The following is a 14,090-nucleotide window of genomic DNA, read 5'->3' on the forward strand; positions in this document are numbered from 1 at the left end:
GGTCAGCTCGCGGTGCGCTGTCCGCGCCGGGTCAGCCACAGCACCCCGGCCGCTCCGGCCAGCAGGACCGTCCCGCCGAGCGTGCCGAGCGCGAGGGCCGAGTCGACCGGGCCGGTCTTGGGGAGTTCGCCGCCCGACTGGGCGTTCTGCCCCGTACCGCCGTCGGAACCGCCGCCGCCCGAACCGCCGCCCGCCGCCGTGACGTCGAGTTCCAGCGAGGGCTTGGGGTTGTTCCTGGGAGTGCACGTCGTCGTCGTACCGAGCGCCTTGATCGTCAGCACTCCGGCGGTGAAGGTGACCTTGCCGCTCTTCTTCGGGGTGTACGTCCCCGTCAAGTCATTGATCTTGATAGGGGTGTTGGCCGGGATCGCCGCCTCGTTCGCGGGCCCGGAGACCGCGACCGAACCCTCCTCCGCGCCGCCCAGCTTGATCAGTGCGCTCGGCTTCATCGCGCCCTTGCCGAGCTCCACCGGGCTGGAGGAGACGCCTTTCTGGAAGGACATCGTCAGCCGGTAGCCGCCGCCGCTCCTGACGCTCTTGATATCGATCGGCGAGACCGCGCCTTTTGGCCCGATCGGAGTCTGACACTGGTAGTCGACGTCCACGACACTGGCTTGGGCGGCAGGGGCGGCCATCAGCACCACCGAGCCCGCCACCGCTGCTGCCAGCGCGAGAGCTGTCCGCTTCTGGTACGACACCTCGAGTTCCCCTCAGGCCGGAAGTTACTGCCTGATGTCGCCGAAGTTACTGACGACACATCAGATCGGGCGCTCAAGGTACGCCTGGGACCTTGGGGAGGGAAGACAAAGAGCACGCCGTATTGACGTGCTCTACAAGAGATTCAAAACCTGCCGTGGACCGCTACCCGCGGCACTAGGACGGCGCGGCGAGCTCCGCCCAGACCGTCTTGCCCGACGCGCCGGGCACGCGGACAACTCCCCAGTCCAGACAGAGACGTTGGACGATGAACATCCCGTGTCCGCCGGGCCGTCCGGCCCGGTGCGGGGTGCGCGGGGCGGGCTGGCCGGTGCCCCGGTCGGTGACTTCCAGGCGCAGCACTTTCCCGTCGCAGCCGACTTTCAGCTGCTCCGGGCCATCGGCGTGCAGGCAGGCGTTGGTGACCAGTTCGGACACGACCAGCAGCACATCCTCCGCCGCCGCCCGCCGGTCGGCGCTGGCGGCGGGCAGCCAGCCCCAGTCGTACAGCGCCTGGCGGGTGAAGTCGCGGGCCATCGGAACGATGCCGCTGGCGCTGCCCAGGGCAAGACTGCGCACCGCACCACCGGGTGCACCGGAGGCAGGGGCGGCGCCGGCGCCGTTCGGCTCGGGGCCGAGGTCGCCCGGCGGCTGCTGCCGGGTGGTGCTCATCAGCGCTTCACCTCACCGATTCACCAAATTGCCATGACTTGAATACACAGAGTGCGGGGTCGTCGACGTTCTGCGGGGGTTCTCCTGCCCTGCCGAATCGTGACAACACCCACTACGCCGAAGCGGCGCGCGTGACGCGGACAACAAAGGGGGGCGACAGTCAGTCGGAGAGGGCCGCTTCGAGGGAGTCGTGCACGGTGAAGACCGCATCTGCTCCGGTGATCTCGAAGACCCTGGCCACTACGGGCAGCATCCCGGCCAGATGGACCCCTCCCCCGGCCGCCTCGGCCTTCAGTCGCGCGCCGAGCAGCACATTGAGCCCGGTGGAGTCGCAGAACTCGAGCTCCGAACAGTCGATGACCAGCCGTACCCGGCCCTGCTCGACCGCGTCGTCCAGTGGCGCGCGCAGCAATTCGGCGGTGTGGTGATCCAGCTCACCCGCCGGTTTCACCACCTCGCTGTGGCCCTCGGTCCGAACCTCGACCTGAAGCCGGCCCCGGTTCGCGCTGCCGACCGTCCCGCGGTCCATGCCCGTCCCTCTTCGCCGTGTCGTGCGCTGCATCGTTCGCCGCATCGCCGTCGTGTCATCGGAGTGTCGTTGCGTGCGTCGAGCGCCGTCATCGGACGGCGTGGACGCCCGACGAAGAGTAGCCCTTCCATGGGCCGACGGGTAGCCGAACTCTCCACCATAACGGACATATAGAACATATGACACTTGCAACTGCCCGCACTGACCGGGTAGGCCTAGTACGGACACAACCAACACGACCGGCTTTGGAGGCGCCGCTCACCGCAGCAGCACGTATTGGCATCGGCGGCCATATGCCGAGAACGATGGAGGAGACCATGTCACCCCGGCTCGACGCATCGCGTACCCCCACCGCGCCGTCGACACACGCCCCCGCCCCCGAACCCGAGAACCTGGAAAGCCTGAACGGGCTGAACGGGCTCCCGCAGATCCCACCCTTCAACGAGGTGGGACCAGTGGACGCGCGCGCCCTGTCGAAGACGCTCTTCGGGCGCCTCGAATCCCTCGAGGAAGGCACGCACGAGTACGCCTACGTACGCAACACGCTCGTCGAACTCAACCTGGCGCTGGTCAAGTTCGCCGCCTCCCGGTTCCGCTCCCGCAGCGAACCGATGGAGGACATCATCCAGGTCGGCACGATCGGCCTGATCAAGGCGATCGACCGCTTCGAACTCAGCCGCGGCGTCGAGTTCCCGACCTTCGCGATGCCGACCATCGTCGGCGAGATCAAGCGATTCTTCCGCGACACCAGTTGGTCGGTGCGGGTGCCGCGCCGCCTCCAGGAGCTGCGGCTCGACCTCGCGAAGGCGCGCGACGAACTCGCCCAGCAGCTCGACCGCGCGCCCACGGTCGGCGAACTGGGGCAGCAGCTCGGCATCAGCAACGACGAGGTCGTCGAGGGCATGGCGGCGAGCAACGCGTACACCGCGAGCTCGCTGGACGCCCAGCCCGAGGAGGACGACACCGAGGGCGCGCTCGCGGACCGCATCGGCTACGAGGACCACGGACTCGAGGGCATCGAGTACGTCGAGTCGCTGAAGCCGCTGATTGCAAGCCTTCCGCCACGGGACCGTAAAATCCTCTCCCTGCGTTTCGTCGCCAATATGACGCAGTCGGAGATCGGCGAGGAGCTCGGAATCTCGCAGATGCATGTGTCCCGGCTGCTGTCCCGCACCCTGGTCAAGCTCCGGAAGGGCCTGACGCTGGAGGAGTAACGGGGGACGCGCCGCACAGGCCACTGGAAGGGCCCATTCCGTCAAGGAATGGGCCCTTCCCCGTTATTGACGGGGCAGTCCTGATTGGTCCACATTGAGCCTGGGGTAGGTGGGGGGACGAACATGGCTCTTGGGGAGGGCTGCCCTGCGGCGTACGCACCACTGGAACAGCTGATGGGCCGCCGCCTGGGCAGGGAATGTCTGTATGTGCCGTCGTGCCGTATCGGGCTCTACCTGGCACTGCGCCACTGGTGCCCGCCCGGCGGGCGGGTGTTGATGTCGCCGGTCAACGACGACGTCATCTTCTTCGTGGTGCTCGCCGCCGGACTGCGTCCCGTACAGGCGCCGCTCAACGCCGAGGACGGGTCCATCGACACGGCCGCCGTCCCCGACGCCGTATGGCGCGGGCTGTCCGCCGTGATCACCACCAATCTGTACGGAAATCCCGATCCGGTCCCCGAACTGCGCGCCCGCTGCGACCGGTTGGGGATCCCGCTCATCGAGGACGCCGCGCACGCGATCGGCAGCGAGGTGGCGGGACGGCCGGTGGGGACCTTCGGTGATGCGTCCGTCTTCAGCCTTTCCAAGCACACCGGGGCCAAGACCGGCGGATTCCTCGCTGTCGCGGATCCGGCGCTGCGGTCGACACTGGAGCGGGCACGGGACGAACTCCTGGAACCCGCACGGCTGTCGGCGGAGATCGCGTACGGCCTGCGACCGTACGCCGAGGCCGGTGTGCGGGGACTGCGGCTCGTCCGGGCGGCCCGCGCCACCCAGCGGCTGCTCGGTCTCGAGGAGCGCGAGGACATCCGGATGGAACTGCGGCCCGGCGAGCTCAAGCAGGCGATGTCCACCGCACCCGCGCTCACGGACTTCCACTCCTGGATACGTGTGGACATGCACGACTACCGGCTCAGACCCGGCGGGCTGCGGCTGCGGCGTACGGAGCGGCTGCTGACCCGCCTCGACCACCGGCTGGCCGCGCATCTCGCCGGCACCCGGCGGCTGTACGCCACCGAGTGGGCGCTGCCGCGGCCCGGACCGGTGCAGCCGCTGTTCCGGGTTCCGCTGCTGGTCGAGGACCGCGACGCGGCCATCGCCGCACTCGCACGCCACCGGATCACGGTCGGCTATCTCTACGACCCGCCGCTCGACACGTACGCCGGCGAGGTCTTCACCGACCCGTCGCCCGCACCGGCCCGGGCCGCCTGGTTCGCCCGGCACGCCCTCCCCATCGATCCGCTCCGCGCGGACCAGGTGATATCCGTCCTCACGGAACTGCGCGCGCGGCCCGCCCGGCCGCCCGGAGAAGCCGAAGCCGCACCACCGTCCACGCAGGGCGAGCACGGTGTCTGACACCACCCGGCTGCGCAAGCCGTCCGATGCCGTGCCGTCGGCCGAGCCGGCCGCCCCCGACGTGTCCGAGGCGGACGGGTCCCGGGCGGACGTGTCCCCGGCAGACGGCTCGGCGGTGAGCGCGGCCCCCAGCGGCGACTCGATGTTCCGCAACGCCTACGCCCTGATGCTCTCCACCGGCGTCTCCGCCGCGCTGGGCCTCGGCTTCTGGCTGGTGGCCGCCCGCTACTACACCAAGGAGTCGGTCGGCGAGGGCTCGGCCGCGATCGCCGCGATGCGGCTGCTGGCCTCCATCACCGCGACGACCATGATCGGCGCGGTGGTGCGGTACGTGCCACGGGCCGGTCGGGCCACCGGCCCCCTGGTGTGGCGGGCGTACGCCGCCAGCTCGCTGGTGGTGTGCCTCGCCTCCGTGGCGTTCTTGTTCACGCTCGACCTCTGGGGGCCTTCGTACGCGCCTCTCGGCGGGCTCACGGCGGGTGTGCTCTTCACCGCGTCCTGCGTCGCCTGGGCACTGCTGACCCTCCAGGACGGGGTGCTGACCGGGCTGCGCAAGGCCGTGTGGGTGCCCGTCGGCAACGCCGTCTTCTCCATCGGCAAGCTGCTGCTGCTCGCCGTCTTCGCCACCGCCATGCCCGTCCTGGGCATCTTCGTCTCCTGGGCCGCGGCCATCGGCCTGTCCGTACTGCCGCTGGGCTGGCTGATCTTCCGCAGGCTCATCCCGCGGCAGGTCGCGGCCGACCGCGACCGCGAGCCGCCCAGCCTCCGCGAGATCAGGCGCTTCCTCGCCGGTGACTCGGTCGGTTCGCTGTTCTCGCTGGCGATGATCAATCTGCTGCCGGTGATGGTCGCGATCCACTTCGACGCCGCGCACAACGCGTACTTCTACATCGCGTACACCGTCGGCGGGACGATGGAGTTCATGGCCATCAATATGGCCTCCTCGCTGACCGCCCACGCCTCGCACAACCCGGAGACCCTGGCCGCCGGGGTGCGGGGCGCGCTGCGCCGGATGTCCGTGCTGCTGGTGCCGGTCGTGCTGTTCCTCGTCGTACTCGCCCCGCAGATCCTCGCCCCGTTCGGCCACACCTACGCCGAGCACGGCACCACGGTGCTGCGGCTGCTGGCCGCGGCCGCGCTGCCGCGGGTCGCCGTCGAGCTGTACATCGGAGTGCTGCGCGTCCAGGGGCGTACGGGCGTGCTCGCCGCGCTGCAGGGCGCGATGTGCGCGCTGGTGCTGGGCAGCGCCGCGCTGCTGCTCGGCCCCGTCGGGATCCCTGGCGCGGGCCTGGCGATGCTGCTCTCGATGACGCTGATGGCCGCGGTGTCGGTGCCCGGGCTGCGCGCCGCGCTGTCGGGCCGCGAGCCGAAGCCCTCCCGGCTGGGCCGGCTGCTGCACCGGGGGCGCGAGAAGGAGATCGACTACGGCACGAACTGGGCCAGGAAGGCCGCCGAGCGGCGCGAGCGGGCCGACCGGGAGGAACAGGAGTTCGACTCCGACTGGGCGCGCCGGACCGCTTACCTGCGGGGCGGGCACGACACGGCGACGCCCGCACTCGGCATCCCGGTGTACGTACCCGAGCCCGCGGACGAGCGGCCTTCCGCACCCGGCGGCGACGAGGTCCGGCTGACCGGCTGGCTGTGGCTGTGGCTCGGGCTGGCCGCCGGGCTCTTCTGGATTCCGCTCTCCCGCGCCGAGGACCTCGGCCGCAGCCGGCTGTCCGGCGGCGAGCTGCTCGACGCGCTGCCGCCGGTCACGCTCACCGCGGGCATCCTGCTCGTCGTCGTGTACTGCGCGGCCGTCGCGCTCCAGCGGCCGCGGCTCGCCCTGACCGGCGCGGCCCTGCTGGTGACGGTCGCCGCGCTGCACACCGCGCCGCTGCTGCTCGGCATCCGGCCGGAGCCGGCCGACGGCTCGTGGGCCGAAGCGCTCGCGGACTTCCTCGCCGAGGCGGCGGGCCTGGACAGCCCGGCCGGTGTCCTGAGCGTGCTGCCCGCCGCGCTCCAGGCGCTCTGCCTCGCGCTCGCAGCGGTGACGCTGCGTGCGGCGGGCGCGGGCGAGCGGGTCACGGCGGGCGCGGTGTGGGTGCTGGCGGTGGCCGGGTGGGCGGCCCAGGACACGGTGGCGGCTGCCGCGCTGCCGGTGTTCGCCGGATTCACCGGGCTGTACGCGGTCGCGGCGGCCGGTGCGGCGGTACGCCGCCGCCGCACCGGCCGGCGCGCTGTCAGCGGCTCGGAACCGTCTGCTTGAAGTAGCGGTCGCCGCCCGCCTTCCGGTAACCCTCCAGCGCCGGGCCCTCGTTGACGGTGAGATCGCATTTCGCCTCGACGGAGGTCGCCCGGTTCCAGTGGACCATCGCCTTCACCTTCGGCATGGCCCTGATGGCCTCGGGAATGGCCGAGTACCAGCCGCGCTGCCGGTCCGGGTCCGCCGGGTCGGGCGCGGTGGCGAACTCAGCCATCATCAGCGGTTTCTTCGCGGAGATGTTCTCCAGCAGCCAGTCGTAGGTGGGCCGCTGGCTCTCGTCGAAGTCGTTCCAGTCGGTGGTGTCGTGGCAGCCGAAGTAGTTGTACTGGTCCATGCCGATCCAGTCGACGTAGTCGTCGCCCGGATAGAGCTGTTTCATGGCATCGGCGCTGCCCAGATAGCCGGAGACCGTCCACACCCAGACGGCGTTGTCGGCGCCCAGCTTCCGGAACCGGTCGTACAGATGCCGGTAGGCGGCGACAAACTCGGCCGGGGTGCCCGCGCCCTCCTTGATACGGGCGTCGACCTCCTGGTCGAAGGAGAAGAAGACCCGCTTGCCGTACGCCTTGAGGCGGCGGATCTGCGGGTCGATGATCTCGGCGTCGTACTTCCCGGCGGCGATGTTCTTCCAGCCGAGCTGGGTCTCCGTGTAGTTGGCGTGGTGCGGTTCCCTCCACACCGTGGACTCCCAGGCCAGCATCAGCAGGCGGTCCTTGCCGAGCTCCTGCTCGTCGGCGGTGAGCAGTTCACCGTCGGCCTTTCCGCCCGACATGTCGTGGTACGTGTAGACGAGATCGAGCTTGCGGCCGATCTTCTTCTCGAACGCGTACACCGGTTTCGTGAGGGAGCTGTTCCGGTCGTACGGGATGTACGCGCCCCACCAGGCCCCGCACCCTGCGACCAGCTTCTCGTCCGGTGCGCAGGACCCGGTGGGCAGCTCGCCGGACGCCGCGTTGCGGGGCAGATCCCGGCCCGGCGAGCGGGCGTCGTCCCCGTTCCCCGCCGTACCGTCGACCCCGCCGGCCCAGACGCCGAGCCCGGCGACGAGCAGCGCCACCGCGACCAGGACGACGGCGGTGTACGCCCTCTTGTGAGGCCCCGCGTGGCACCCGTTCATCAGCCACCGTCCGCGGGCCTGCGTTTGACCCGCTCGGCGGCGCCCTGCGTGGCGGCGGGCAGCGGCAGACCGGGCAGCGCGGCGACGACGGTCGCGAACGCGGCGAGCGCCACCAGGAAGGCGGTGGCCGAGAAGGCCTTGACCAGATAGAGCGACGTGGCGGTGAGCACGCCCAGCGACAGGCTGATCGGCGCCGCCAGCGCGAACGCCTCCAGGCGGGCGCCGGACCGCAGCCCGCTGGGCTGCGGATAGAGCATGGCCAGGCCGGGCCCGAAGCAGACGAAGAGCAGCACCGGTATCCAGCGCAGCGGCGAACCGCCGGGCAGCAGGGTCGCGGCGAGGGCCACCCATCCGGAGACCGCCACGGCCGCTCTGAGCTGATTCTGATGGACCTTCATCGGGTGATCCCCCCGCTTCGGGAGCCCCGTGGGCCTCCTGGCCGGTATTCGAGTACGACGCCGTACGGCTGCTCCTCGACGACCTTGAACAGCGGTGACGCCGACAGGCGCGAGCGCAGTGCGGCGAAGCCGCCGGGCGGCAGCAGGCCTTCGCCCGCGGTGTAGATGTCCTGGGTACGGGTGAGAATGACGTACGCCTTGGTGCCGCGCGCGATCCCCCGGGCCAGATATCCCGCCGGGTCCTTCAGCATCTTCTCGTTCTCCGGCAGCTCCTGCTCGGCGAAGAACCAGTGCTCCAGCCGGTCGTAGCGGTGCAGCGCCTGCGGGAACGAGCCGGTGGTGGCGAGAATCAGCGTGCCCTGCGGGGCCCGGTCGATGGTCCGGGTGACCATCGCCGTCTCGGCGGGCGGCGTGTAGTACATCTTCTCCTTGCCGTAGTACGAGGGCATGAAGCCCGCGACCAGCGCTGTCAGCGCCAACGGCAGTGCGACCGCGGCGATCCGGCGCCGGACCGTGCCGGCCCGGGTTTGTGGCCTGCGGGCCCCGACGACGGCCGGAACGAGTGCCGCGGCCGCGAAGAACGCCGCGCCCGGCAGCGCGAAGAGGTAGACGCGGAAAAGCATTTCGCCGCCGTAGTCGTTCACGGCGAACATCGGTACGGGAGCGGCCGACACCAGCAGCAGCGGCAATGCGCTCCGGGTCAGCCGACGCCGCGTCAGCACCGCGATCCCGGCAAGGGCGGCGACCGCAAGCACCATCACCACATTGGCGCGCCCGGCCAGCTCGGGCCCTGGCCCGGTGAGCTGACCGGCGTATCCGGCCCGGGAGTTCTGCATCAGCTCGCCGATCGAGTCGCGCAGGGTGCCCAGCGTCTCGACGAACAGCGGCCGCCCCATCGTCAGGTCCCAGATCAGCATCAGCAGCCCGGCGACGACGAGCAGCCCGTAGTTGCGGTAGCGGCGGGTGAGGGTGAGGGCGAGCAGTGAGACGCACAACATGACCGGCGTGAGCTGGTGGGAAGCGTTGATCGCGGCGATGAGCGGGGCGAGGATGGCGATGCAGACGGCCCGCTGGCGCACCCCGGTGGGCGGCGGGACGGGGGCGGCCACCGGATCGAGACAGGTGCGGTCGCGCAGCCTGCCTGCCGAGCCCGGCCGTACGAAATGGCGCAGCACCACGGCCAGTACGGTCAGATGCAGCAGATACGCGAAGCCCTGCGGGGCCAGATAGTCCTGCCCGACCCAGTTGGCGGCCTGGAAGATCCAGACGGCGGTCCACACCAGCCGCCAGTCCTCGGTGAAGGTGCGGTAGATCAGGACCAGTACCGGCATCACCAGCAGCCCGAGCACGATCGGCGCCCAGTTGAGGTAGGCGGCCGCGCTCTCCACGCCGAAGGTCCGCACCAGGGCGGCGTTGAGGGAGAAGAAGCCGGGCCACTGGTCGTACGCCGACATGTTGCCGGACAGGGCGGCGTTCGGCCGCAGTTCGCCGTTGAGCAGCAGCTGGTTGATGACCGCGTCGTGCTTGGAGGCCCAGGGGTAGCGCACCGAGTCGTACAGCACGGCCGGCGCCGCCTTGAGCGCGAAGAGCAGTCCGACGCAGTAGGCGGCGGGCCACCAGGGTGCCGTACCGGCACGGCGCAGACTGAGCAGGAAGCCGCAGGTCAGAACCAGCAGCGAGAGATAAAAGGCGGCGGGCAGCCGGTCGAGGAGACCGTAGTCGCCCATGGAGCGGAATCCGATGCGCGGCAGCGCGTACAGCCAGAGGCCGATGCCGAGCAACAGCGGCAGCCAGCTGAACAGCAGGTCGGGCCGCAGCAGGTCGGGCGGTCTGCGGATGCGTGGGCGGGCGGTGTCGCCGGATGGTTCCTGGCCGGTGGTCTTCAGGGCGGACGGCGGCGCGCTGCGCCCTGTGAGCGGTGCGGGCACGCGTTGGCGCACAGTGCGACTCCCCCCACGGAAGTGGTCGCGGCCGTCACGCCGCTGTCCCTTCAGCGAAGTATAGGAATAGATTTCGTGTTTGCGTGGCTCTCTTCCCCGGTTGTGTCACTGCCCCTGCTACCCGGCGAAGACCGGGCCCTTCACGACGGCGCGGGCCCGCCGGTAGAACCGCCACCCGACCGTCGGCAGCGAGTCGGGGAACGGCGCGACCGGCGCGCCGCGACCGTCCATCCACGCCTCGATGTCCGCGACGGTGTGGCTGCGGCGCAGGATGAGACGGGCGATGCGGTACGTCTCGTCGGTGTCCGAGCTCAGTGCGTGCCGCACCGCGACCGCCGACGCGTAGCCCGCGCGGGCGACGGCCTTGCGCACGGCACGGCTGTTGTAGCCGTGCGGATAGGCGAGGTGCGTCACCTGATGGCCGAGGACGTCCTCCAGAACCGCCTTGGACTCGCGCAGTTCACGGTGGAGTGCCTTCGGCGGGAGGGTGTCCAGCTGGGGGTGGGTGACGGTGTGGGCGCCCACCTCCATTCCGTACTGCTCCAGCAGTGGCGCCTGCGAGAGGGTCATCATCGGCGCGGGCGGCAGCAGACTGCGCCGGCCCGGGGTGATGGCCCCGGTGGTGAGATACGCGGTGGCGGGCAGTGCGCGTGCGGCGAGCGCTTCGGCGGTGGGCCCCGGCAGATCGGCGAAGCCGTCGTCGAAGGTGAGGACGACGGGCCGGGGGACGACCGGGGCACGGCCCGCGAGCTGGTCCGCGAGTGCGCCGATGGTGACCGGGGTGCGGCCGCCGGCCACGATCGCGTCCAGCTGCGCGCCGAACTCCCGTGGTGTGACGGTGAATTCGGCGATCCAGTCGGGCGGCTCGTCCATCACGGCGTGGTAGAGCAGTACGGGGATCCGGGACATCGTCGTACCAGCGCCTCTCATTCTTCGTCTCACTCTTCGTCCCGCTGCGGCCGGCTGCCCCACGGGAGCGGTACGCCGCGCACGCGTCGGCGCGCCTTGGCATACCCGATCGGCCCGGCCAGCATCCCGCGCCGCTCGAGCCGGGAGAGATGGCGCGGCCACGGATAGTCCTGCGCCCCGTGCTCCCCGGGCACCGAGGCGCCGCCGGCCTCGCGGTGCGCGGTGATGGAGCGGGCGTGCGCGAGTCCGCGCGGCAGCTTTCTGAGCAGTGCGGGCAGCAGCGCGGGCCGGCGGACCAGGACGGCGGTGAGATACGCGGTGAGGCCTGCGCCGTAGCCGTACGCCTGGTTCTTCAGGTCCTGCCAGCTCTCGCGGTGGTGGTGCCAGACCAGCGCGTCGGGCGTGTAGCGCAGCCGGTGCCCGGCGGCGAGGACGCTGACGAACGCGTACAGGTCGTCGCCGCCCCTGGCCGGAGTGCCGGTGCCGGTGGCGGGATCGAAGCCGCCGATCTCGCGCAGCACCGTGGCCCGGAAGGCCATATTGGCGCCGGAGCCGAAACTGCCGGCGGTGAACGGGAAGAGCGGTTCGCCGGCGGGCGGGTGCGCCGGGTCGTACTGGCGCGGCGCGAAGCCCTTGGCGAAGCCGCCGTGGCTCTCGAGGAGGATCTGCGCGGGCGTGCGCAGCCGGGCGGGCAGGATCAGGCCGGTCGCACAGCCCAGGCCCGGATCGCGGGCGAAGGGCGCGGTCAGCGCGGTGAGCCAGTGCGGATCGGCGACGACGTCGTCGTCGGTGAAGGCGATGACCGCGCCGTCGGCGGCGGCGATCCCGCGGTTGTGGGCGACGGCGAGCCCGGGTACGGGCTCGCGGACGTACCGGACGCGCTCACCGTATTTGTGCTCGACGAGGTCGTGGGTGGCGCTGGTGACGGGCGCGTTGTCGACGACGACGATCTCGAAGTCCGGGTGGTCCTGGGCGAGCAGCGAGTCGAGCGCGCGGGCGAGCTGATCGGCGCGCTCGCGGGTTGCGACGACGATGGTCGCCCGGTCCTGTACCCGGTCATGTGGTGACCGTGGGCCGGGGGCGTGTGCGGGGTCTTGTGGCCAAGGTGGGCCGGTGGCGTGTGCGGGGTCTTGTGGCCGAGGTGGGCCGGGGGCGTTGGTGGTTGCTGCCCGGTGGGTGGTTTCCTCGTGGGCACCGCCGTATGGCGGAAGCACATCGTGCGCACCGCCGTATGGCGGAAGCACATCGTGCGCACCGCCGTATGCCGGAAGCACATCGTGCGCACCGCCGTATGCCGGAAGCGCATCGTGCGCACCGCCGTATGCCGGAAGCACATCGTGCGCACCGCCGTATGGCGGAAGCAGATCGTGCGCACCGCCGTATGGCGGAAGCGCATCGTGGGCGCCGCCGTATGCGGGAAGCGCATCGTGGGCGAGCTTGGCGCGGGCGGCTGCGGCTACGGCGTCGGCCGGGTCCCTGCCGGGTGGGACGGCGCAGACGACGGTGGCGACGGGGCGGCCGCGGAGCCGGACGAGGGCGTAGACATCACCGGCCCGTACGGGGGGACCGCCGCCGGGCGCCGGTCCGAACCGCAGGACGGCGCCGTCGGGACCGTCCAGGTCCAGCTCGGCGACCTGGATCTCGGCCAGTCTGTGTGGTTTGTTCGGTGTGCTCGGCATGCGAATCCCCCGCCTGCTCGGATGTTCCTGCTGTTCAGTTGCCCCGCAACCGGCCGACCTGGTTCAGCGCCCGCTGCGCGTACCCGGCGAGCCGCGGCCGGCTGCGTACAAAGCTGTGCGCGCGGCGCGAGGGCTCACGGCTCAGCCAGTACAGGGCCGCCCCCGCCCCCGGCCGGACCGAGGAGCCCTCGTGGACCCGCAGCTCACCGGTCCTCAGCGCGTCCTTGTACTCCGCGGCCCCGCGCCCCAGGTCGAGCATTCCGATGCCCTCGTCGGCGGCGGACTCGGCCATCCGCAGATGCAGGATCAGACCCGGCGAGTACTTGGCGAACTCGACGTCGTACGCCGGGAACCAGCAGGACAGCACCGTGCGCGAGCGCAGCCCGAAGTGCGCGGCGACGGGCCGGTCGGCGACGTACAGCACGGACAGCACTCCGGAGCAGCCGGAGGTGCGTGTCTCGTGCAGCAGCTGGACCAGGGTGTTGATCCACTCCTGAGCGAAGCGGTCCCGGCGGCCGGTCCTGCGGTACTGCGCGGATTTCCACTCCATCAGCGCACGCAGCGCGGCCGGGTCGCGCTCGTCGAAGACGAACCGCACCTGGCCCGCCTGCCGCCCCAGCCGGCGTTCCTTGGCCAGGGTGGTCTTGAGGAACTTGGGTGACTGCGCGCGCAGGACCTCCTCGTACGCCGCGTATCCCGCGCCGATGTCGATCACGGGAGAGGCGAACTCCTCGGCGGCATCGGGCACGAACATCTCCTGGCCCGCTTCGAGGTTGTCGAACTCCCACACCGACAGCCCGCAGGCGCGCAGCAGCTCACGGGGCGCGACGGTGAGGCCGGCGCGGAGCACGGCGCCCTGGCAGTCGGAGACCCCCAGACCGATCGCGCGTCCGTGGCCCAGTGGCCCTCGTTCGTACGGGAAGAAGCCGGCGGGCTCCCCGTCCTCCCACAGCACCGCCACCCTGGCCGCGGGCCGCACACGGCCGACGGTGAGGGTGAACTCCGGCTCCATGAACGGATTGGCGGGTGCGCCGGTCTTGGCACGCAGCTCCCGCCAGGCCTCGATCTCTCCCTCGCCCAGCTCGTCCGGTTTCACGACACAAATGCGTACACCGTTCAACTCGACCCCCCGGTCCCTCCCCATGAGCTTTTCCCCAGGACAGGACGCTACCGGCCCATATCCCGACAGGGTAGGGACCGTCGCACTTCTTGTGACGGTTTCGTGAAGGACTCAGAATGGAGGGATACGCGAGGTGTTCGAGTGCCGGAATCAACTCTTCGCCATCGTGGCTGGAGTTGCACAACTCGCGTTCGAACAAGGTCCGCTGCTCG

The 14,090-nt window shown here is 70.8% G+C and carries 12 protein-coding genes; 3 read left to right on the plus strand and 9 right to left on the minus strand.

From position 1 onward, the window contains the following. Positions 1–2: 2 nt before the first annotated feature. The 3 genes from OG735_RS16910 to OG735_RS16920 all read right to left on the minus strand — a co-directional run bounded on the left by OG735_RS16910 (position 3) and on the right by OG735_RS16920 (position 1,897). Positions 3–698 carry an LPXTG cell wall anchor domain-containing protein gene (locus OG735_RS16910; protein WP_327324003.1) on the minus strand — a complete coding sequence of 232 codons (696 nt, stop codon included), beginning with the start codon at positions 696–698 and terminating at the stop codon, positions 3–5. 175 nt (positions 699–873) lie between these two features. Next, positions 874–1,368 (minus strand): ATP-binding protein, encoded by a 495-nt coding sequence (locus OG735_RS16915; RefSeq protein WP_327324004.1) that lies wholly within the window; start codon positions 1,366–1,368, stop codon positions 874–876. A gap of 160 nt (positions 1,369–1,528) precedes the next feature. Next, positions 1,529–1,897, minus strand: a complete 369-nt coding sequence (locus tag OG735_RS16920; RefSeq protein WP_327324005.1) for an STAS domain-containing protein — start codon at positions 1,895–1,897, stop codon at positions 1,529–1,531. A gap of 305 nt (positions 1,898–2,202) precedes the next feature. On the opposite strand from OG735_RS16920, the gene OG735_RS16925 reads away from it, so the two are divergent. The 3 genes from OG735_RS16925 (at position 2,203) to OG735_RS16935 (ending at position 6,718) form a co-directional block, all read left to right on the plus strand. Further along, positions 2,203–3,111: an RNA polymerase sigma factor SigF gene (locus OG735_RS16925; protein ID WP_327324006.1), complete on the plus strand. Its 909-nt coding sequence runs from the start codon at positions 2,203–2,205 to the stop codon at positions 3,109–3,111. A 174-nt stretch (positions 3,112–3,285) separates the two neighbouring features. Continuing rightward, a complete protein-coding gene (locus tag OG735_RS16930; RefSeq protein ID WP_327328349.1) occupies positions 3,286–4,467 on the plus strand; it encodes a DegT/DnrJ/EryC1/StrS family aminotransferase in 1,182 nt (393 codons plus the stop codon). Then, positions 4,460–6,718: a lipopolysaccharide biosynthesis protein gene (locus OG735_RS16935; RefSeq protein WP_442812444.1), complete on the plus strand. Its 2,259-nt coding sequence runs from the start codon at positions 4,460–4,462 to the stop codon at positions 6,716–6,718. The genes OG735_RS16930 and OG735_RS16935 overlap by 8 nt, the downstream gene beginning before the upstream one ends. On the opposite strand, the gene OG735_RS16940 is transcribed toward OG735_RS16935, so the two are convergent. The 6 genes from OG735_RS16940 to OG735_RS16965 all read right to left on the minus strand — a co-directional run bounded on the left by OG735_RS16940 (position 6,693) and on the right by OG735_RS16965 (position 13,902). Continuing rightward, entirely contained in the window at positions 6,693–7,832 is a 1,140-nt protein-coding gene (locus OG735_RS16940; protein ID WP_327324007.1) for a glycoside hydrolase family 26 protein, read from the minus strand. The two genes, OG735_RS16935 and OG735_RS16940, sit on opposite strands and share 26 nt — an antisense overlap. Then, complete coding sequence (locus OG735_RS16945; RefSeq protein ID WP_327324008.1) at positions 7,832–8,230, minus strand: hypothetical protein; 399 nt, start codon at positions 8,228–8,230, stop codon at positions 7,832–7,834. Before OG735_RS16945 ends, OG735_RS16940 begins: the two co-directional genes overlap by 1 nt. Next, positions 8,227–10,170, minus strand: a complete 1,944-nt coding sequence (locus OG735_RS16950) for a hypothetical protein (protein WP_327324009.1) — start codon at positions 10,168–10,170, stop codon at positions 8,227–8,229. Before OG735_RS16950 ends, OG735_RS16945 begins: the two co-directional genes overlap by 4 nt. Positions 10,171–10,287: 117 nt before the next feature. After that, positions 10,288–11,100: a polysaccharide deacetylase family protein gene (locus OG735_RS16955; protein WP_327324010.1), complete on the minus strand. Its 813-nt coding sequence runs from the start codon at positions 11,098–11,100 to the stop codon at positions 10,288–10,290. Positions 11,101–11,108: 8 nt separating this feature from the next. Further along, positions 11,109–12,758, minus strand: a complete 1,650-nt coding sequence (locus OG735_RS16960; protein WP_327324011.1) for a glycosyltransferase — start codon at positions 12,756–12,758, stop codon at positions 11,109–11,111. Positions 12,759–12,792: 34 nt separating this feature from the next. Continuing rightward, complete coding sequence (locus tag OG735_RS16965; RefSeq protein WP_327324012.1) at positions 12,793–13,902, minus strand: GNAT family N-acetyltransferase; 1,110 nt, start codon at positions 13,900–13,902, stop codon at positions 12,793–12,795. Between the last annotated feature and the right edge of the window lie 188 nt (positions 13,903–14,090).

Origin of the sequence: Streptomyces sp. NBC_01210, assembly GCF_036010325.1 — a bacterium.
Classification (GTDB): domain Bacteria; phylum Actinomycetota; class Actinomycetes; order Streptomycetales; family Streptomycetaceae; genus Streptomyces.

Coding starts and splice junctions, on each gene's coding strand:
- OG735_RS16915 (WP_327324004.1), bottom strand. CDS start 1,368: ATGAGCACCACCCGGCAGCAGCCGCCGGGCGACCTCGGCCCCGAGCCG.
- OG735_RS16920 (WP_327324005.1), bottom strand. CDS start 1,897: ATGGACCGCGGGACGGTCGGCAGCGCGAACCGGGGCCGGCTTCAGGTC.
- OG735_RS16925 (WP_327324006.1), top strand. CDS start 2,203: ATGGAGGAGACCATGTCACCCCGGCTCGACGCATCGCGTACCCCCACC.
- OG735_RS16930 (WP_327328349.1), top strand. CDS start 3,286: ATGGGCCGCCGCCTGGGCAGGGAATGTCTGTATGTGCCGTCGTGCCGT.
- OG735_RS16940 (WP_327324007.1), bottom strand. CDS start 7,832: ATGAACGGGTGCCACGCGGGGCCTCACAAGAGGGCGTACACCGCCGTC.
- OG735_RS16945 (WP_327324008.1), bottom strand. CDS start 8,230: ATGAAGGTCCATCAGAATCAGCTCAGAGCGGCCGTGGCGGTCTCCGGA.
- OG735_RS16955 (WP_327324010.1), bottom strand. CDS start 11,100: ATGAGAGGCGCTGGTACGACGATGTCCCGGATCCCCGTACTGCTCTAC.
- OG735_RS16960 (WP_327324011.1), bottom strand. CDS start 12,758: ATGCCGAGCACACCGAACAAACCACACAGACTGGCCGAGATCCAGGTC.
- OG735_RS16965 (WP_327324012.1), bottom strand. CDS start 13,902: ATGGGGAGGGACCGGGGGGTCGAGTTGAACGGTGTACGCATTTGTGTC.